Annotated in this window: 15 protein-coding genes; 7 read left to right on the top strand and 8 right to left on the bottom strand. The window is 63.4% G+C overall.

The genetic code is table 11. The annotated features are described in order from the left end of the window. Window positions 1–155 precede the first annotated feature (155 nt). Window positions 156–950, top strand: coding sequence for a substrate-binding domain-containing protein (locus tag ACNFHO_RS21340; protein ID WP_063543736.1), 795 nt, complete (start codon window positions 156–158; stop codon window positions 948–950). Between the two features lie 210 nt (window positions 951–1,160). Here ACNFHO_RS21340 and ACNFHO_RS21335 read toward each other — a convergent pair whose 3' ends face one another. From ACNFHO_RS21335 to ACNFHO_RS21325, 3 genes are all read right to left on the bottom strand, one after another. Then, entirely contained in the window at window positions 1,161–2,087 is a 927-nt protein-coding gene (locus ACNFHO_RS21335; protein WP_416767268.1) for an AEC family transporter, read from the bottom strand. A 7-nt stretch (window positions 2,088–2,094) separates the two neighbouring features. After that, window positions 2,095–2,970 carry a carboxylate/amino acid/amine transporter gene (locus ACNFHO_RS21330; protein ID WP_063543732.1) on the bottom strand — a complete coding sequence of 292 codons (876 nt, stop codon included), beginning with the start codon at window positions 2,968–2,970 and terminating at the stop codon, window positions 2,095–2,097. A gap of 304 nt (window positions 2,971–3,274) precedes the next feature. After that, window positions 3,275–4,324 carry an NAD(P)H-dependent flavin oxidoreductase gene (locus tag ACNFHO_RS21325; protein WP_416767266.1) on the bottom strand — a complete coding sequence of 350 codons (1,050 nt, stop codon included), beginning with the start codon at window positions 4,322–4,324 and terminating at the stop codon, window positions 3,275–3,277. 263 nt (window positions 4,325–4,587) lie between these two features. On the opposite strand from ACNFHO_RS21325, the gene ACNFHO_RS21320 reads away from it, so the two are divergent. Further along, complete coding sequence (locus ACNFHO_RS21320; protein WP_416767265.1) at window positions 4,588–5,475, top strand: LysR substrate-binding domain-containing protein; 888 nt, start codon at window positions 4,588–4,590, stop codon at window positions 5,473–5,475. 101 nt (window positions 5,476–5,576) lie between these two features. Here the strand turns inward: ACNFHO_RS21320 and ACNFHO_RS21315 are convergent, their stop codons facing one another. After that, entirely contained in the window at window positions 5,577–6,176 is a 600-nt protein-coding gene (locus ACNFHO_RS21315; protein WP_063543726.1) for an FMN-dependent NADH-azoreductase, read from the bottom strand. 110 nt (window positions 6,177–6,286) lie between these two features. Then, window positions 6,287–6,601 (bottom strand): hypothetical protein, encoded by a 315-nt coding sequence (locus tag ACNFHO_RS21310; RefSeq protein ID WP_054893296.1) that lies wholly within the window; start codon window positions 6,599–6,601, stop codon window positions 6,287–6,289. Window positions 6,602–6,650: 49 nt separating this feature from the next. Here ACNFHO_RS21310 and ACNFHO_RS21305 point away from each other — a divergent pair, with 49 nt between their 5' ends. The 4 genes from ACNFHO_RS21305 to ACNFHO_RS21290 are packed head-to-tail and all read left to right on the top strand — an operon-like array spanning window position 6,651 to window position 10,839. Beyond that, window positions 6,651–7,574 (top strand): LysR family transcriptional regulator, encoded by a 924-nt coding sequence (locus ACNFHO_RS21305; protein ID WP_054893297.1) that lies wholly within the window; start codon window positions 6,651–6,653, stop codon window positions 7,572–7,574. Window positions 7,575–7,587: 13 nt separating this feature from the next. Further along, window positions 7,588–8,400, top strand: coding sequence for an alpha/beta fold hydrolase (locus ACNFHO_RS21300; protein WP_416767263.1), 813 nt, complete (start codon window positions 7,588–7,590; stop codon window positions 8,398–8,400). Then, complete coding sequence (locus ACNFHO_RS21295) at window positions 8,394–8,951, top strand: peptidylprolyl isomerase (RefSeq protein WP_063543722.1); 558 nt, start codon at window positions 8,394–8,396, stop codon at window positions 8,949–8,951. Before ACNFHO_RS21300 ends, ACNFHO_RS21295 begins: the two co-directional genes overlap by 7 nt. A gap of 55 nt (window positions 8,952–9,006) precedes the next feature. Then, window positions 9,007–10,839 carry an ABC transporter ATP-binding protein gene (locus ACNFHO_RS21290; RefSeq protein WP_372821247.1) on the top strand — a complete coding sequence of 611 codons (1,833 nt, stop codon included), beginning with the start codon at window positions 9,007–9,009 and terminating at the stop codon, window positions 10,837–10,839. A gap of 111 nt (window positions 10,840–10,950) precedes the next feature. Here the strand turns inward: ACNFHO_RS21290 and ACNFHO_RS21285 are convergent, their stop codons facing one another. Then, complete coding sequence (locus ACNFHO_RS21285; protein ID WP_112897712.1) at window positions 10,951–12,078, bottom strand: GNAT family N-acetyltransferase; 1,128 nt, start codon at window positions 12,076–12,078, stop codon at window positions 10,951–10,953. Between the two features lie 264 nt (window positions 12,079–12,342). Between ACNFHO_RS21285 and ACNFHO_RS21280 the strand changes: the two genes are divergently transcribed. Continuing rightward, window positions 12,343–13,587 (top strand): putative porin, encoded by a 1,245-nt coding sequence (locus ACNFHO_RS21280; RefSeq protein ID WP_112897711.1) that lies wholly within the window; start codon window positions 12,343–12,345, stop codon window positions 13,585–13,587. 126 nt (window positions 13,588–13,713) lie between these two features. Here the strand turns inward: ACNFHO_RS21280 and ACNFHO_RS21275 are convergent, their stop codons facing one another. Both ACNFHO_RS21275 and hrpA read right to left on the bottom strand, forming a co-directional pair. Then, window positions 13,714–14,835 carry a beta-ketoacyl-ACP synthase III gene (locus ACNFHO_RS21275; protein ID WP_125930473.1) on the bottom strand — a complete coding sequence of 374 codons (1,122 nt, stop codon included), beginning with the start codon at window positions 14,833–14,835 and terminating at the stop codon, window positions 13,714–13,716. A gap of 187 nt (window positions 14,836–15,022) precedes the next feature. Beyond that, window positions 15,023–18,928 carry an ATP-dependent RNA helicase HrpA gene (gene hrpA, locus ACNFHO_RS21270; RefSeq protein ID WP_416767261.1) on the bottom strand — a complete coding sequence of 1,302 codons (3,906 nt, stop codon included), beginning with the start codon at window positions 18,926–18,928 and terminating at the stop codon, window positions 15,023–15,025. Window positions 18,929–19,108: the final 180 nt, after the last annotated feature.

The following is a 19,108-nucleotide window of genomic DNA, read 5'->3' as shown; positions in this document are numbered from 1 at the left end:
TTTTGGGGGGAATACAGCACATCCACGAAGGTCAACTTTCTACCTGTAGATGCTACTGGTGGGGAGAAAGTAAAACATTCTTAATCGCTGATTAATCACAACTTTGAGCTTCGCCCAGGTAGGATTTTGCGCGTATACCTGTGGAGAAAGCTCCGATGTTCCGAATGCTGTTCTGTGCCACCCTCTTAACCACTTCATTCGCCTGCTCGGCTGCAGACGTTGTACACGGCGGTAAGGAAACACTGACCGTTCTGAGTTCCGGCGGGATCATGGGCGCCATCCGGGAAGTAGCGCCAGCGTATGAGAAGAAATATGGCGTGAAGCTGGAAATTCTAGCCGCCCCATCGATGGGGGATACCCCACAGGCCATCCCAAACAGACTCGCTCGTGGTGAGCAGGCGGATGTTGTGCTGATGGTTGGTTCGGCCCTCGACAACTTGGTCGCCAGTGGACAAGCCGACAAAACGAGTCGAATAGATCTCGGGAAATCTTTCATTGCCATGGCCGTTCGCAAAGGTGAACCGAAGCCGGACATAAGCACCATGCAGACCCTACGCAAAGTGCTGCAAGATAGCAGCTCTGTCGCTTACTCCGACAGCGCCAGCGGGGTATATCTTTCCAAGACGCTGTTCCCTCGCATGCAGCTTGGTGAACAGTTCGAATCCAAGGCTCACATGATACCTGCCGAGCCCGTAGGCGCAGTGATCGCTCGCGGCCAAGCACAGATCGGCTTTCAACAGCTCAGTGAGCTTAAGCCAGTAAAAGGTATCGACATCGTTGGTCTGATCCCGGCAGAAGCACAGAAAATGACCCTGTATTCGGGCGCTGTCGTCAACAAGAGCCAGCATCACGCCGCAGCCCAGGCGCTGCTCGATTACCTGGCCTCACCAGAAGCCGACGCAGCGATCAAAGATAGTGGCTTGACGCCGCTACCCCATGCAGCAAGCTGACATTGACAACGCGGCTACGCAAGATACGACGGTCTTGCCTCGGCCTTCGCTGCGCGAGTGTCGGCTTTGGGTCGAGAGCATTCCGTCACGACCCGCAAGCCGCCGCTCGCCTTCAACCCTGTTTCAGTTGGCCGCATAGACTCGCTGAATGGCTCATATCCTCGGCCGTTCCTACAGACGCGGGCTTGTCCCGCGATCATTTCGTAGCAGTCAGCCCGCCACACCCAGCAGGTACATGAGCCCGGTCAGGGTCAGCAGCGAAGCCACCGTCGACAGCAGGATGGTGCGCGAAATGAGCCCCGCCTCGCGGTTGTAGTACTCCGCCAGCATGAACGGCCCGGTCCCGGTCGGCAGCGCCGCCAGCAGCACCGCCGAGGTCGCCCACATCGTCGGCAGGCTGAACACCTTGAAGGCCAGCAGTGCCGGTTGCCCGACCAGCTTGAGCCCCACCAGCGGCCAGGGGCTGGCCTGCGCGCCGCTGCGTTTCTGCGCCAGGAATGCCCCCAGCGACACCAGCGCGCAAGGCGTGGTGGCCAGGGAAAGCATGTCGAGAAAGTGCATCACCGGCTCGGCCAGGCCCAGGCCGGACATGGCCCAGGCGGCGCCTGCCAGTGGCGAAATCACCAGCGGGTTCTTCGCCAGCGCCTTGGCCACCAGCAATACGGCGCGGCCGATCTGGCGTTCTTCCTGCAGACCGATCTCGATCAGGGTCAGGGAAATCGCGAACACCAGGCAGACCACGATCAGCGACGAGATCAATGCCGGTTGCAACCCTGGTTGGCCAAACAGCAACAGGCACAGCGGGATGCCGATGTAGCCGGTGTTGGCATAGCCTGCACTCAAGCCATCGATGCTCGAGGCTACCAGGCTGTGGCCGCTGAACAAGCGCCAAGCAAGGGTGATGAAGAACATTGCCAGCGCGCCGGCACCAAAGGCGACGATGAAGCCGGGGTGCCAGATTTCGCTCCAGGTCGCGGTGGCGGTCACCTTGAACAGCAGCGCTGGCAGGCACAGCCAGACCACCATGCGGTTGATTTCGGCGGCGGCCTGTTCGCCGAGCTTGCCGGTCTTGCGGCACAGGTAGCCGACCAGGATCAGGGCGAAGATCGGCGCGACGATGACCAGGATGGTATGCATGGGCGCCTCAGGCTTTGCCGGCCAGCGCCGGGCTGGGGCGGTCGCCCAGGCGGCTCAGCCACACCGAGGCGAGGATCACCGCACCGCCGATGAACAACCGCCCCAGCGGCTCGTGCTGGTTCCAGATCAGCAGGTTGAGCAGCAAGCCCACCGGCACGTGCAGGTTGTTCATCACCGCCAGGGTGCCGCCGGAAACCAGGCAGGCGCCCTTGTTCCACCAGTACAACCCCAGTGCGGTCGGGCACAGGCCGAGGAACAACAGCACCAGCCATTGCACGTCGGTGCTCGGCAGGTGCTGGGCGTTGCCGAACAGCAGGAAGGCCGGCAGCACGACGATCAGCGCGCCCAGGTAGAAGTAGCCAAAGCGCTTGTAGTGCGGCAGGTCGCTGGGGTGGCGGGCGATCAGGTGACGGTACAGGACCTGCCCGGCGGCGTAGGTGAAGTTGGCCAGTTGCAGGAGCAGGAAGCCCATGAAGAACTCGCCGCTGATGCTGTCGAAGCGGATCACCGCTGCGCCGGCCACCGCGACCAGGGCCGCGAGCAGCGCCCAGGGATTGAAGCGGCGGTTCAGTGCATCTTCGATGAGGGTGACGTGCAGCGGGGTGAGGATGGTGAACAGCAGCACTTCAGGCACGGTGAGCACGCGAAAGCTCAGGTACAGGCAGACATAGGTGATGCCGTACTGCAGTGCGCCGATCAGCAGCATCGAGCGCATGAAGCGCGGTTCGACCTGGTGCCAGCGGGTGAGCGGCAGGAACACCAGCCCTGCCAGCAGTACCCGCGCCAGCACGGCGAAGTAGCTGTCGACATGGCCGGCCAGGTATTCGCCGATCAGGCTGAAGGAAAACGCCTGGATCAGCGCGACGATAATCAGGTAGCCCATGGTTGCCTCTCGTGGATCAAGGCGGCGACCTTAGCGGGTACGGGGTGTTCTGGGCAACCGGGAGGAAGATGAAGATGCGGCGGTGGATGGCACCGGTTGTGCTGGTGTTCGCGGGACCAGCCCGCTCCCGCAACTCACATCCGTGAGTGCCACAGCGCCTTTGTAGGAGCGGGCTTGCCCGCGAACACCGGCGGAGCCGGTGCCATCCACCGCGGCGACCTTTTCGCGGGCAAGCCCGCTCCTACAGGGATTGGGCTGGTCTTTGGATTTTGAAAAGACAGTTGCTCCAGCCAGAGCTTGCCTGTCAGCGCTGCGCGTCGAAATCGGCCATCAGCACTTCGACCAACTGCGCTGCCGGCATCGCGCGCGCCCGGTGGGCGCCGGTACCGGCCCATTGTGCGGCAAAGTCACTGCAGCCCTGGGCAGTCGCCACGCTATTGAGCGCCTTGTTGGCATCGTAGGCGCGGGGATAATCCGGCACGCCCGCAGCGCTCGCCACCTCGAACGCGCGGTTGACCATGCCCCGCGCAGGCCGCCCGGAAATTGCGCTGGTGATCTGCGTCTGCCGCGCCCGAGGCCCGGTCAGCGCCTCACGATAGGCCGCGTTAGCCGCCGACTCCGGGCATAGCAAGAACGCTGTACCCAACTGCGCCGCACAGGCGCCCTGCGCGAACGCCTTGGCGATGTCTGCGCCGTCCATGATCCCGCCGGCCGCGATGATCGGCAGTTGAACGTGATCAGCCAGCAGGCGTACGAGTGCCAGGGTGCTCAATCGATCATCATGATCCTGGTCGAAGATCCCGCGGTGGCCGCCCGCTTCGTAACCCTGGGCGATCAGTGCATCGACCCCGGCTCGCTGTACCTGCAGCGCCTCCTCCACATTGGTCACGCAGGCCAGCAGCACGATACCGGCCGCCTTGAGCGCCTCGATGAACGACTGCGGCGGCAGGCCGAAATGAAAGCTCACCACTGCCGGCTTTTCTTCCAGCAGCATCTGCAGCATCTCGGGGTCTTCGACGAACGAGCGATAGATTTCCCGCAGGCCCGTCGGCGGCTTGGCCTGAAACTCGGCAAAGCGCGCTTCGAGCGCTTGCAGCCAGGCATCCTCGCGCACGTCATCTCGCAGTGCAGGGCGGTGGCAGAACAGATTCACGTTGAACGATTCTTGGGTCAGCGCGAAGGTTTCGCGTATGGACTGGCGAGCCTGGTCGACCGAGCACGCGCCGATCGCGATCGACCCCAAACCACCCGCATTCGATACCGCCGCCGCCAGCGCTGGCGTAGAAACGCCCGCCATGGGCGCCTGGATGATGGGGAAACGGATGTTCAGCAAAGCGTGGATGTCAGTGGTCATGGAGGTTGCTCATCATGGATCGCTCATCGCAACACAGACGACGGCGGGTGGCTCATGGCGGGCGCGCGTGTCCGTTGGCGTGGAGCGAGCCCAGAGTCGACCTTAAACACACCCATGAATTTTCACAAATGATCATAAATGATGAGTTCCATCACTGATCGTGAACCAGCAGACGGGACCGGTAGCCTCCAAGCCACTGGAAAGCCGTGCATGAAATGATGCATAAACAGGCCATCAATCATCATCAGTGATAGGTAGACCTCATGGAAATGCGCCAGTTGAAGATCTTCTGCGCCGTGGCCGACCTGGGCAGTTTTACCGCGGCCGCAGCCAGGATCAACACCGTGCAATCCAACGTGACCATGCGCATCAAGGAGCTCGAGGCGGAGCTCAATCGCGAGCTGTTCATCCGCAGAAAATCCGGCGTCGTGCTCACGGCTGCGGGCGAGACGTTTCTCGGGTATGCCCGACGCATCCTGCAACTGACCGAAGAAAGCCGCAGCGCCCTGCTCGATACCGGTATCCCCAACGGCCCGCTGCGCCTGGGCTCGATGGAGACCACCGCCGCCATTCGCCTGCCGAAGATCCTGACCCGCTACCGCCAGCAGCATCCCGATGTGCAACTATCGTTGCTCACCGGCACCACTGCCGAACTGATCAAGGCCATCGAGTCCCACCGGATCGATGGCGCTTTCGTCGGAGGATTTCACCAGAATCCGATGCTTGCCCAGCAAGAGGTGTTCTGCGAGGAATTGGTGCTGGTCAGCAGCGACCAGTTCGATTCGCTCGACAGCTTGATGGGGCGAATGCCCTCGCAGACAGTGCTGGTGTTTCGCAGCGGCTGCTTCTACCGCTCTACCTTGGAGAACTGGTTCTACCGGGTTGGCCTGATGCCCAACCAGATCATGGAAATGGGCACCCTGGATGGCATCCTTACCTGCGTGTCGGCTGGAATGGGCGTGACCCTGTTGCCCAGGTCGGTTACGCAGAACTGCAGCGTGCGCCATGCGCTTCGCTGCCATGAACTGCCCGCGGAATTCTCCCGCGTGTCCACGGTGTTCATCCGTCGCCAGGATTCACTGCCAACCTCGGCGATGAGCGCCTTCATGGAGATGGCGCAGCAGCGCAGGGAAGTGGCGGATCTGCACTGAGCCTTGCGCGAAAAAAAAGCCCGGTCATTTGCCATGACCGGGCACATACACCCAAAGGAGCAACAGGTGTCAGGGTTGGGAATTCGTGGATGCCTTGCGCTTCAAGCCACGGCGGCCAGCTTGGCCTTGGCCTGGTTCAGGCCTTTCTCGTGGAAATCGCCACTCATGTTCAGGCCCTCGGCGTGAATGAAGTTCACCTCGTGGATCCCGATGAAGGCCATCACCTGGCGCAGGTAGGGTTCCTGGTGATCGCTGGTGGCGCCGGCATGGATGCCGCCACGGGCAGTCAGGACGATCGCACGCTTGCCGTTGAGCAGCCCCTGCGGCCCGGTCGGGGTGTACTTGAAGGTGATGCCGGCACGCAGCACGTGGTCGAGCCAGGCCTTGAGGGTGCTGGGGATGGCGAAGTTGTACATGGGCGCGGCCATCACCAGTACGTCGGCGGCCAGCAACTCATCGGTCAGCTCGTTGGAACGGGCCAGCGCTTCGATTTCAGCCGCGCTGCGCTGTTCCTCGGGTTTCATCCAGCCACCGAGCAGGTTGGCGTCCAGGTGCGGCACCGGGTTGACCGCCAGGTCGCGGACCTTGATCTCGTCGGCAGGATGCGCCGCTTGCCACTGCTGGATGAAGTCGCGGGTCAGTTGACGGGAAACGGAATCCTGCTGGCGGGCGCTGCTTTCGATGATCAGTACGCGGGACATGGGGTGCCTCCATCGGCAAAAAGGGTTGCGATTCGATGGAGGTGAGATTAAGGCTTGACCTATCGATAAAAAAGCGTAAAAAGTGGGTTCAATCTATCGATTAATCTGTTTTATTCGGGTTTGCAGCTCAGGTCGATGCGCAGCTTGATGATCTGCCGGTTGAACTTGGCAGTGACGTCGACGCTCTTGCCGGCCGGCACATTGACCCGACGCACCCTGGGTGCTTCCGGGCCATTGCGCATCGTGACCTTGCAGGCAGCCGGCACCTGCCCATAGTTGTTCAGGCTGATGCTGCCGATGTCGTAGGCGGTGTCGTACGCGGTGTAGTCGAGCTTGACCCCTTCGATCTCCTTTTGCACATCGATCGGATAGGCCATGGCGCTCAGGGGCAGGGACGTCAGCAGTACCGCAAACCATTTCTTCATTTCGCGCTCTCCTTGTAGTGAGCGCAGCTTAGGACAACAGGAGCCGAAGATGAAAGCGCCGCGCGTGACCCTGGATCAGTGGCGAACCCTGCAGGCGGTCGTCGATCACGGCGGCTTCGCCCAGGCCGCCGAAGCCCTGCACCGCTCGCAATCCTCGGTGAGCTACACCGTGGCACGCATGCAGGAGCAACTGGGTGTGCCGCTGCTGCGCATCGACGGGCGCAAGGCGGTACTGACCGAGGCCGGCAGCGTGCTGCTGCGTCGCTCGCGGCAACTGGTCAAGCAAGCCAGCCAGCTCGAAGACCTGGCTCACCACATGGAACAGGGCTGGGAGGCCGAAGTGCGCCTGGTGGTCGATGCCGCCTACCCCAGCGCCCGCTTGGTGCGTGCGCTCAGCGCCTTCATGCCGCAAAGCCGCGGCTGCCGGGTGCGCCTGCGTGAAGAAGTGCTGTCCGGGGTCGAGGAAGTACTGCACGAAGGCATCGCCGACCTTGCCATCAGCAGCTTCAACATTCCCGGCTATCTGGGCGCCGAGCTGAGCGCGGTGGAGTTCGTCGCCGTCGCCCACCCCGAGCACAGCCTGCATCGCCTGGGCCGAGAGATCACGTTCCAGGACCTGGAAAGCCAGTTGCAGGTGGTGATCCGTGACTCTGGCCGCAGCCAACCACGCGATGTCGGCTGGCTGGGCGCCGAACAGCGCTGGACCGTCGGCAGCCTGGGCACCGCGGCGACCTTCGTCGGCAGTGGCCTGGGCTTTGCCTGGCTGCCCCGGCACATGATCGAACGCGAGCTGCGCGAGGGCCTGCTAAAGCCTCTGCCGCTCGATCAGGGTGGCAGTCGCCACCCGCTGTTCTACCTTTACTCGAGCAAGGAAAAGACCTTGGGTCCGGCCACGCAGATCCTCATCGAGCTGCTGCGCAATTTCGACACCGCGCCACTGGACGTGCCCTTCGCAGCCCCCCCGCAAGCCTGAGAGGACCGCGCCCATGGCCTGTTTCGAACGTGACGGATGCCTGCTGCACTATGAGGAACATGGCCAGGGCGAGCCCCTGGTACTGCTGCACGGGCTCGGTTCAAGCAGCCAGGACTGGGAACTGCAGGTCCCCGAGCTGAGTCGTCACTATCGGGTGATCCTGATGGACATCCGCGGCCACGGCCAGTCGGCCAAGCCTCGCCACGGCTACCAGATCAAGACCTTCAGCGAAGACTTGCTGGCCTTGCTCGACCATCTGGACACCGGCCCTGTGCACTTCGTGGGCTTGTCCATGGGCGGCATGGTCGGCTTTCAGTTTGCCGTCGACCATCCGCAGTGGCTGCGCAGCCTGTGCATCGTCAACAGCGCCCCCGAGGTCAAGCGCCACAACCTCGAACACTGGATCTGGTGGGCCAAGCGCTGGAGTCTGGCACGCCTGCTCAGCGTCGAGACGGTCGGCCAGGGCCTGGCCGCACGCCTGTTTCCCAAGCCCGAGCAAGGCGAACTGCGGCGCAAGATGGCCGAGCGCTGGGCGCGCAACGACAAGCGCGCCTATCTCAAGAGCTTCGACGCCATCGTCGACTGGGGCGTGCAGGAACGCATCGGGAAGATCCAGTGTCCGACCCTGGTGATTGCCGCCGACCACGACTACACCCCGATACAACAGAAAGAACGCTACGTTGCCCTGATGCCCCACGCGACACTGGCGGTCATCGAGGATTCGCGGCACGCTACGCCCCTCGACCAACCCGAGGTCTTCAACCAGACCCTGCTGCGCTTTCTCGCAGCCGCATCCACCTCTCAAGGATCATTGAGCCCATGCTGAAGAAACTCCTGCTCACCGCCTGCTCGTTCGCCTTCGCCGCCAGTGTCATGGCCTCCGACAAGACCCCTCACGTGCTGCTGGACACCAGCTTCGGCCAGGTGGAGATCGAACTGAACGCCGAAAAAGCGCCGATCAGCACGAAGAACTTCCTGGCGTACGTCGACAGCGGCTTCTACAACAACACCATCTTCCACCGCGTGATCCCGGGCTTCATGGTCCAGGGCGGCGGCTTCACCGATCAGATGGTGCAGAAGAGCACCAAGGATCCGATCCGCAACGAAGCCAGCAACGGCCTGCAGAATACCCGTGGCACGCTGTCGATGGCGCGCACCTCGAATCCTAACTCGGCGACCAGCCAATTCTTCATCAACGTGGCCGACAACGACTTCCTCAACCCCGGCCGTGACGCCGGCTACGCCGTATTCGGCAAGGTGACCAAGGGCATGGAGGTGGTCGACCAGATCGTCAACTCCCCCACCACGGTCAAGAAAGGCATGCGCGATGTACCGGCCGATCCGGTCTACATCAAGTCGGCCAAACGTATCGACTGATCGCGGGTCTCACAGGATGTGAAGCCGCCCGCGAGCGGGATCAACAGGAGTTTCCATGCTGTACCGTCGCTTCGAGCAACTGATCGACATTTTCCGTGAGGCGCCCAGCGAGGCGCCGCCGAGCACGGTCTGGCCGTTCTACCTGTACTACCTGCGTCAGGTCTGGCCGAGCTTTCTCGCCTTGCTGGTGGTCGGCCTGGTCGCCTCGCTGATCGAGGTGGCCTTGTTCAGCTACCTGAGCCGGATCATCGACCTGGCCCAGGGCACGCCCAACGTCAACTTCTTCAGCGAGCACAGCACCGAGCTGATCTGGATGCTGGTGGTCGTGCTGGTGCTGCGGCCGGTGTTCTTCGGCCTGCACGACCTGCTGGTGCACCAGACCATCAACCCGGGGATGACCAGCCTGATCCGCTGGCAGAACCACACCTATGTGCTCAAGCAGAGCCTGAACTTCTTCCAGAGCGACTTCGCCGGGCGCATCGCCCAGCGCATCATGCAGACCGGCAACTCGCTGCGCGACTCGGCGGTGCAGGCGGTGGATGCGCTGTGGCACGTGCTGATCTACGCGATCAGCTCGTTGGTGCTGTTCGCCGAGGCCGACTGGCGCCTGATGATTCCGCTGCTGGTATGGATCGTCGGCTATATCGCCGCGCTCTACTACTTCGTGCCACGGGTCAAGGAACGCTCGGTGGTGTCGTCTGACGCACGCTCCAAGCTCATGGGGCGGATCGTCGATGGCTACACCAACATCGCCACCCTCAAGCTGTTCGCCCACACCGACTACGAACAGCAGTACGCCCGCGAAGCGATCAGCGAGCAGACCGAGAAGACGCAACTGGCTTCACGGGTCATCACCAGCATGGATGTGGTCATCACCACCCTCAACGGCCTGCTGGTGGTCGCCACCACTGGCCTGGCACTGTGGTTGTGGAGCCAGTCGCTGATCAGCGTCGGCGCCATTGCCCTGGCCACCGGCCTGGTGATCCGTATCGTCAACATGTCCGGTTGGATCATGTGGGTGGTCAACGGCATCTTCGAGAACATCGGCATGGTCCAAGATGGCCTGCAGACCATTGCCCAGCCGGTTTCCGTCACCGACACGCCCAATGCCCCGGCATTGAAAGTCAGCCGGGGCGGTGTGCGCTTCGACGATGTGGATTTCCACTACGGCAAGGGTGGCAAGGTCATCGATGGGCTGAACCTGGATATTCGCCCGGGCGAGAAGATCGGCCTGATCGGCCCGTCCGGCGCGGGCAAGTCCACGCTCGTCAACCTGCTGCTGCGCCTGTACGACGTGCAGGGCGGACGCATCCTCATTGATGGCCAGGATATCGCCCAGGTCAACCAGGCCAGCCTGCGTGCGCAGATCGGCATGATCACCCAGGACACCTCCCTGCTGCACCGCTCGATCCGCGACAACCTGCTGTATGGCAGGCCGGACGCGAGCGACGAGGAGGTCTGGGAGGCGGTGCGCCGCGCGAGGGCTGACGAGTTCATCCCGCAGTTGTCCGACGCCCAGGGCCGCACCGGCTTCGACGCCCATGTGGGCGAGCGTGGGGTCAAGCTCTCCGGCGGCCAGCGCCAGCGCATCGCCATTGCCCGCGTGCTGCTGAAGAACGCGCCGATCCTGATCATGGACGAGGCGACCTCGGCGCTGGACTCGGAAGTCGAGGCGGCGATCCAGGAGAGCCTTGAAACCCTGATGCAGGGCAAGACCGTGATCGCCATCGCGCACCGCCTGTCGACCATCGCCCGGATGGATCGGCTGGTGGTGCTGGAGAAGGGGCGTATCGTCGAGAGCGGCAGCCACAATGAACTGCTGGCCCAGCGCGGGTTGTATGCGCGGTTGTGGCATCACCAGACCGGCGGGTTCGTCGGGGTAGATTGAGGGGTTCTAACCGGCCCTATCGCGGGGCAAGCCCGCTCCCACAGGTACCGCGCTGTCCGTCAGTGCAACGCGGTACCTGTGGGAGCGGGCTTGCCCCGCGATAGGGCCCGCTCAACCCCGCCGATACGGCAGCATCTCCCGCGCCTGCAGCGCATACTCCCTTACCCCGTCCCGCTCCTGCGCCAGGAACTCGTCCACTGCCCGCCGCAACCCTGGGTGCAGCAGGTAATGCCACGAGCGCGTCAGCACCGGCTCGAATCCGCGAATCAGCTTGTGCTCCCCCTGGGCCCCGGCGTCGAACCGCTGCAACCCTTCGGCAATCGCATAATCCATGCCCTGGTAGAAGCAGGTCTCGAAATGCAGGCGGTCGAATTCGTCCAGGCAGCCCCAGTAGCGACCGTAGAAACTGTCGCCTCCGACCAGGCTCAAGGCCATGGCCACGTCGCGGCCGTTCTGCCGTGCAACCACCACCCGCAGCGCCTCGGGCATGCGCTCGGCCAACAGGCTGAAGAACTCGCGGGTCAGGTAGGGCGCACGTCGCCGCACCGCATAGGTGTTGGCATAGCAGCGGTAGACGAAATCCCAGCGCGCCTGGTCAAGCTCATCGCCACGCAGCCACTGGAAGTCGATGCCCTGCCCGGCCACCTGTTCGCGCTCCTTGCGCATCTGCTTGCGCTTGCGCGAACTGAGGGTGTCGAGAAAGTCCTGAAAGTCCCGGTAACCACGGTTGCGCCAGTGGAACTGGCAGCCCAGGCGCTCCATCCAGCCCGGCTGGGCGAGCATCTGCTCGTCCAGGCTGCTGTCGGTGAAGTTGATGTGCGCACCGGACAGCTCACCCTTGACCAGGTACTCCGGCAACGCCTGCAACAGCAGCAGGGCGTCAGCGGGGTCCGTGCTCAGCAGGCGCGGACCGCTGACCGGGCTGAACGGCACTGCCCCGAGCAGCTTGGGGTAATAGGCGATACCCGCACGCTCACAGGCATCGGCCCAGCCATGGTCGAACACGTACTCACCGAACGAATGCCATTTACGGTAGGCCGGCAGTAACGCCCGCACCTCGCCGTCACGCTCCAGCACCAGGTGCTCGGCGGCCCAGCCGGTCTGGCGGCTGACGCTACCGCTGTCTTCCAGCGCACTGAGAAAAGCATGGCTGAGGAACGGCTGGCCGGCAGGCACCAGCGCGTCCCAGGACAGTGCCGGCAGATCACGCAGGTGGGCAAGGCTGTAGAGGCTGGTCACGACGTCGGCTCCCTGAACACAGGTCGCCAGTATCGCCAAAGGCGCCGGATCGCTCAAATGACGATGACTGTTCTTATAACCATGTGAGTAATTACTTAACAGCAGTGCCACTAAATAGACATTATTCTGTAATCCCCCCTCGCAATACTTGCGCCTGTTTTTCGGATGCCGAGAACCTGTCTAGTCAGGCCTTTTCCGGAGACATGCCAACTTGGGGGTGGGCGCACAAAAGCCTCCCCACACTTTTCCAATAGGGAGAACCTTATGCGTCTTGTTTCTACACTTACCGGAGTTAGCCTCACCGGCATGATGCTGGCCCTGAGCGCCCCGGCCAGTGCTGCAGTCGACGCCAAGCTGCTCGAAATGCTCCGCGCCAACGGCTCGATCAACCAGGCGCAGTACAGCGAACTGCAGGCCGATCTGGCAAAAGAAACCAAGGAAAAGGCCGACCAGAAGGCACAGTCCGAGCGCCTGAGCTCCTTCGAACAGAAAGTGGCATGGGCCGCCAAGACCCAGATCAAGGGTGACGTGCGCCTGCGTTACGAAGACGTCAACGTCGACAACCCACGCAGCGGCAGCGGCAACCAGGACCGCGAACGCGTGCGTGCCCGCGTTGGCTTCTACAGCGAAATCAACCCGCAGGTCGACGCTGGCGTGCGTATCGCCACCGGCAGCAGCGCCGATGGCCGCTCGACCAATCAGAGCCTGGACAACTACTTCGAGAAGAAATCGCTGTGGGTCGACCTGGCCTACCTCGACTGGCACCCGACCGCCATCCCGAACCTGCACCTGATCGGCGGCAAGATGCAGCAGCCTTGGGTGAGCATGGGTGACATCATCTGGGATAGCGACCTGAACCCGGAAGGTGTGGCTGTCACCTACAAGACCAACCTGGGCAGCACCGAGCTGTTCGGTAGCGCCGGTCAGTACACCCTCAAGGACAACGTCGATGGCGACGGCGTGCAGTTCAAGCACGACGCCCAGCTGTACCACGGCCAGTTGGGTGCTCGCTTCGCACCGGCTGATACCCTCAAGGTCACCGTTGGCGGCAGCATCTACGGCTACGACAACGACAAGGAATCTGCCGCACTGCGTCAGTTCGGCAACACCACCACCGAGTTCAACCTGGTGGAAGGCTTCGGTCAGATCGACTTCACCGGCTTCGCCATCCCGCTGGCCGCCTACGGTCAGTACGTGAAGAACACCGACAGCACCGACGGCGAAGACAAGGCCTGGCTGGCAGGTGTGAAGACCAAGCTCGGCGCCTGGAGCCTGGACTACAACTACCGCGACGTGCAGCGCAACGCTGTGGTCAGCGCCTTCACCGACTCCGACTTCGGCAACGGCTTCACCGGTAACCGTGGTCACAAGTTCAAGGTCGGTTACGAAATCGACAAGAACTTCGCTGTCGGCGCGGCTTACCTGATGGCCAAGACCGACCGTTCGCAGTTGCCGAACACCGACGCGGACGTCGACACCCTGCAGGTCGACCTGGAAGCCAAGTTCTAAACGAACGCTCCCCTGCGTAGCTCAGCGGGAAGTGCCGACCCCATCCGGCGCTTCCCGCTTTTTTTCGGCTGCTGAAAATACAGCGGCCTTTTCACGGGCAAGCCCGCGAAAAGGCCGCCGCCGTTATCAGCGCTTGCGCAGAATCACACTACCAATCGAATACCCCGCCCCGAACGAGCTCAGCACCGCCACCGATCCTTGCTCCAGGTCATCCTGGTACAGGTGGAAGGCAATCACCGAGCCGGCCGAACTGGTGTTGGCATAACGGTCGAGAATCACCGGTGCCTCCTGCTCGCTCACCTCACGCCCCAGCAGCTTCTTGACGATCAGGTGGTTCATGCTCAGGTTGGCCTGGTGCAGCCAGAAGCGCTTGACGTCGGAAGGCTGCAGGTCGTTCTCGGCCAGGTGCTTGCCGATCAGCTCGGCGACCATCGGGCAGACTTCCTTGAACACCTTGCGCCCTTCCTGCACGAACAGCTTGTCGCGGGTGCCTTCACCCTCCTCCGCCGCACGGTTGAGGAAGCCGAAGTTGTTGCGGATGTTGTTGGAGAACGAGGTCAGCAGCTTGGTGCTGACGATGTCGAACTGATGCTTCGATGTGGCCTGGTCGGCGCGCTCGAGCAACACGGCAGTGGCGGCATCACCAAAGATGAAGTGGCTGTCGCGGTCACGGAAGTTCAGGTGGCCGGTGCAGATCTCCGGGTTGACCATCAGGATCGCCCGGGCCTGGCCGAGCTGGATGCTGTTGGCGGCGTTCTGGATGCCGAAGGTGGCCGAGGAGCAGGCCACGTTCATGTCGAAGCCGAAGCCCTGGATGCCCAAGGCCTGCTGTACCTCGATGGCGATCGCAGGATAGGCGCGCTGCAGGTTGGAGCAGGCGACGATCACCCCATCGACGTCGGCAGCGGTACGACCGGCGCGCTCCAGCGCCTGGCGGGCGGCAGCCACGGCCATTTCGCAAAGAATGGAGTACTCGTCATTGGAGCGCTCCGGCAGGCGTGGCTTCATGCGCTGCGGGTCGAGGATGCCGGCCTTGTCCATGACGAAGCGGCTCTTGATGCCTGATGCCTTCTCGATGAACGCCGCGTCGGACAGCGGCGCCGGCTCGACCTCGCCACGCTCGATGGCGGCGGCGTTGTCTGTGTTGAACTGTTGCGACCAGGTGTTGAAGGATTCCACCAGTTCTTCGTTGGAGATGCTCTGGGCCGGGGTATACAGGCCGGTGCCGCTGATCACGACGTTGTGCACGGTCGTTCCTCTGGTCTGTGGCCTGCGCCTGGCGGGCGTTGGCCGGGATTCTGTGGTTAATGGCACTTTAGTGCCAATTTGAAATGATGAAGCGGGATTCGCCTCGATCGCCTGTAGGAGCGGGCTTGTCCCGCGATGGGCCGCAACGCGGCCCAAATTGCACCAATATTGCCACAACTCAGGGAATTTAGGCTTCCACCAAACTCCACTGCTTGCTCAATCGCTTATCGGAAACCGCCACTTTCGTCCCCAGCTGCTGCGCGAACAGCGACACCCGGTATTCCTCCAGCAACCAGCGATACAGGGTCAGTTCGGCGTCACGCTTGCCCTCCTGGGCATGCTTGTCGGCGCGGGTCTTGTACTGCGTCCACAGGTTGCCCAGCTCGCCGCTCCAGACCCGGTCCTTCTGCACCTGCGAGCCCAGCTTCTCCAGGCGCAACTCGATGGCCTTCAGATAGCGCGGCAGTTCCTTGAACCACTGCGCCGGCGTCTCGCGCACGAAGCCTGGGTACACCAGGTTGCCCAGTTGCTGCTTGATATCGTTCAGTGCCACCGCCTGGCTCAGGTCGATCTTGCCCTTGAAGCGCTTCTGCAGGCCATGCCACAGCTTGAGCACTTCCAGGGTCTGGCGCGCCAGCCGCTCGGCATGCTCGGCCCAATCGCCACGCTTGCGTTCGGCGAGCGACGCCAGCGCGGCGCCGTCGCGCGGCAGTGGCGTCTCGCCTTCGAGCACACAGCTGTCGAGGCTGGTCAGCAGGATATCCTCGACCAGCGACTCGACCCGGCCCAGCTCGCGGTACAGCAGCCCCAGCTCGGTCAGCCCCGGCAGCTTGCCGCGCAGGAACTTGGCAGGCTCGGCCAGCTGTTGCAGCAACAGCCGCTGCAGCGCGCGCCGGTGCTGGAATTCGGCTTCGGCCTGGGTCGAGAAACGCCCCTCGCGCACCGCGCCGTTGTCTTCCACCAGTGCCGGATACACCGTCAGCGAAAGGCCGGCGATCTTCTGCTGGGCAGTCTGCGCCACCTGGGCGAAGGCCTTGGCCTGCACCGGCTGTTCGGTTTTCTCGCTACGTGGCAACGCCAGCGCGGCCTGGCTGGCAGCGGCGAAGCGCGCGGTCAGCTCGGCCAGGTCGCGGCCTTCGCCGAGGAACTTGCCCTGGCCATCGACCACTTCGATGTTCATGCGCAGGTGTCCTTCGACCTGCCCCGCCGATTCGGCCCACGCCTCGTCCGAGACGCGCGCCCCGGTCATGCGCAGCAGTTCCTGGCCCAGGGCCTGCGGCAAGGCGCCCTGGCCGAAGCTCATGCGCGACAACGCCGCCTTGACGAAGTCCGGCACCGGCACGAAGTTCTTGCGCAAGGCCTTGGGCAGATTGCGCACCAGGGCCACGCACTTGGCTTCCAGCAGCCCCGGCACCAGCCACTCCAGGCGTTCGCCCGGCAGGTTCGGCAACAAGGGCGCCGGCACCCGGACGGTGACACCGTCGCGTGGATGATTGGGTTCGAAGTGATAGCTCAGCGGCAGGCGCAGGTCGCCCACCTGCAGGTGGTCCGGGTACTGCGCGGCGGTGACTTCGCTGGCCTCACGGGCGAGCACGTCCTCTTCGCGCATGATCAGCAGGTTGGCGTCCTTCTGGCTGTTCATCCGATACCAGCTGTCGAAGGTCGCGGTCTGGTGGATCTCTTCCGGCAGGCGCGCCTCGTAGAAGGCGTACAGCGTCTCTTCGTCTGCCAGGATGTCACGACGGCGGGCCTTGGCTTCCAGCTCATCGAGCTGCTCGAGCAGGCGCTTGTTGGCCGACAGGCACTTGGCCCTGGACTGGATCTCGCCACCGACCAGCCCCTCGCGGATGAACAGCTCGCGCGAGGTCACCGGATCGATCGGGCCGAAGTGCACCGGGCGTCGACCGACCAGGATCAACCCATACAGCGTGATCTGTTCATAGGCGACCACCTGCCCGCGCTTCTTCTCCCAGTGCGGCTCGAAATGGTTCTTCTTGATCAGGTGCCCGGCCAGCGGCTCGATCCAGTCCGGCTCGATCTTGGCGACCATGCGCGCATACAGCTTGGTGGTTTCCACCAGCTCGGCCGCCATCACCCACTGCGGGCGCTTGCGGCCGATGCCGGACGAAGGGTGCACCCAGAAGCGCCGCTGGCGCGCGCCCTGGTAATCACCCTCTTCGGTCTTGTGGCCGATCTGGCTGAGCAGGCCGCTGAGGATTGCCTTGTGCATGCGCTGGTAATCGGAGGCATCCTTGTTCACCGCCAACTGCAGGTCACGGCAGATCAGCGACAGCTGGCGATGCGCATCACGCCACTCGCGCAGGCGCAGGTAGCTGAGGAAGTTCTTGCGGCACCAGTTGCGCAGCGGATTGGCGGTCAGCGCCTGGCGCTGCTCCTCGAAGCCGCGCCACAGGTTGACCAGCGCGGCGAAGTCCGAATCGACATCTTTCCACTGCGCGTGCGCCTGGTCAGCGGCCTGCTGGCGCTCCGGCGGACGCTCGCGCGGGTCTTGTACCGACAGCGCACTGGCGACGATCAGCACTTCTTGCAGGCTGCCCTGGCGGGCGCCTTCGAGCAGCATGCGGCCCAACCGCGGGTCGATCGGCAGGCGCGCCAACTGGCGGCCCAGCGGCGTGAGCTGGTTCTCGCGGTTGACCGCCGAGAGCTCCTGCAACAGGTTGAAGCCGTCACTGATGGCCTTGCCATCCGGCGGCTCGATGAACGGAAACGCGTCGATCTCGCCCAGGCGCAGGTGCAGCATCTGCAGGATCACCGCCGCCAGGTTGGTGCGCAGGATCTCGGGGTCGGTGAACGCTGGGCGGCCGTTGAAATCGTCCTCGCTGTAGAGGCGGATGCAGATACCCGGCTCGACCCGCCCGCAACGGCCTTTACGCTGGTTGGCGCTGGCCTGCGACACCGCCTCGATGGGCAGGCGCTGGACCTTGGCGCGGTAGCTGTAGCGGCTGATGCGCGCGGTACCGCTGTCGATCACGTAGCGGATGCCCGGCACGGTCAGCGAGGTTTCGGCAACGTTGGTCGCCAGCACCACGCGTCGGCCACTGTGGGACTGGAAGATTTTCTGCTGCTCGGCCGGAGTCAGGCGCGCGTACAGCGGCAGGATCTCGGTGTGACGCAGCTGCGCCTTGCGCAGGATTTCGGCGGCATCGCGAATCTCGCGTTCGCCGGGCAGGAACACCAGCACATCGCCCGGGCCCTTGCCCTGGCTGCGCTCGTGGTGGGCGATTTCATCCAGCGTGGCGAGGATTGCCTGGTCGACCGTGAGGTCGTCCTCGACCTGGTTGCCCTCCTCGTCCTGCTCGCTGGTCAGCGGGCGGTACCAGGTGTCCACCGGGTAGGTACGGCCGGACACCTCGATGATCGGCGCGCCATCGAAGTGCTTGGAGAAGCGCTCCAGGTCGATGGTCGCCGAGGTGATGATCAGCTTGAGGTCGGGGCGCCGGTGCAGCAGGGTCTTGAGGTAGCCGAGCAGGAAATCGATGTTCAGGCTGCGCTCGTGGGCTTCGTCGACGATGATCGTGTCGTAGCGTTCGAGGAAGCGGTCGTGCTGGGTTTCGGCCAGCAGGATACCGTCGGTCATCAGCTTGACCAGGGTGTTGGAGTCGCTCTGGTCCTCGAAGCGCACCTGGTAACCGACCAGCGCCCCAAGGGGTGTGCCGAGCTCTTCGGCAACCCGCGCCGCCACGCTGCGCGCGGCGATCCGGCGTGGCTGGGTATGGGCGATCAGGCCATGACTGCCGCGGCCCAGTTCCAGGCAGATCTTCGGCAACTGGGTGGTCTTGCCCGAACCGGTTTCGCCGGCGATCACCAGCACCTGGTGCTCGGCCAGGGCTTTCTTGATCTCGTCGCGCTTGGCGGCGATGGGCAGGCTGTCGTCGTAGCGGATGCTCGGCACGCTCTGCTGGCGCGCGGTGACCTGGGCGCAGGACGCCTGGACCTTCTCCACCCACTGCGCCAGCTTGCCCTCGTCGGGGCGCTTGCGCAGCTCGTGCAGTTGCCGCCGCAGGCGATGGCGGTCGGCGATCATGGCGTGGTCGAGGTTTTGCAGCAGTTTGTCGATGGCGTGGTCAGTCATGGGGCTTTCTGATGATGCAGGTGAGCCTGCTTTTGCATGATCGGCATTCTTGAGGATGCGCGATTGTCGCAGATTTGCCGGTTCTCTGCTGCCTGTACCGGCCTCTTCGCGGGCGAGCCCGCTCCTACAAGGACTGAGCTGGCTGTCAGATTTTGAACAAGACAGTTACCCCCTACGCGA

It is taken from the genome of Pseudomonas sp. NY15374, from assembly GCF_048068255.1.
Lineage (GTDB): Bacteria > Pseudomonadota > Gammaproteobacteria > Pseudomonadales > Pseudomonadaceae > Aquipseudomonas > Aquipseudomonas machongensis.
This window is presented reverse-complemented; position numbering and strand designations above follow the sequence as displayed.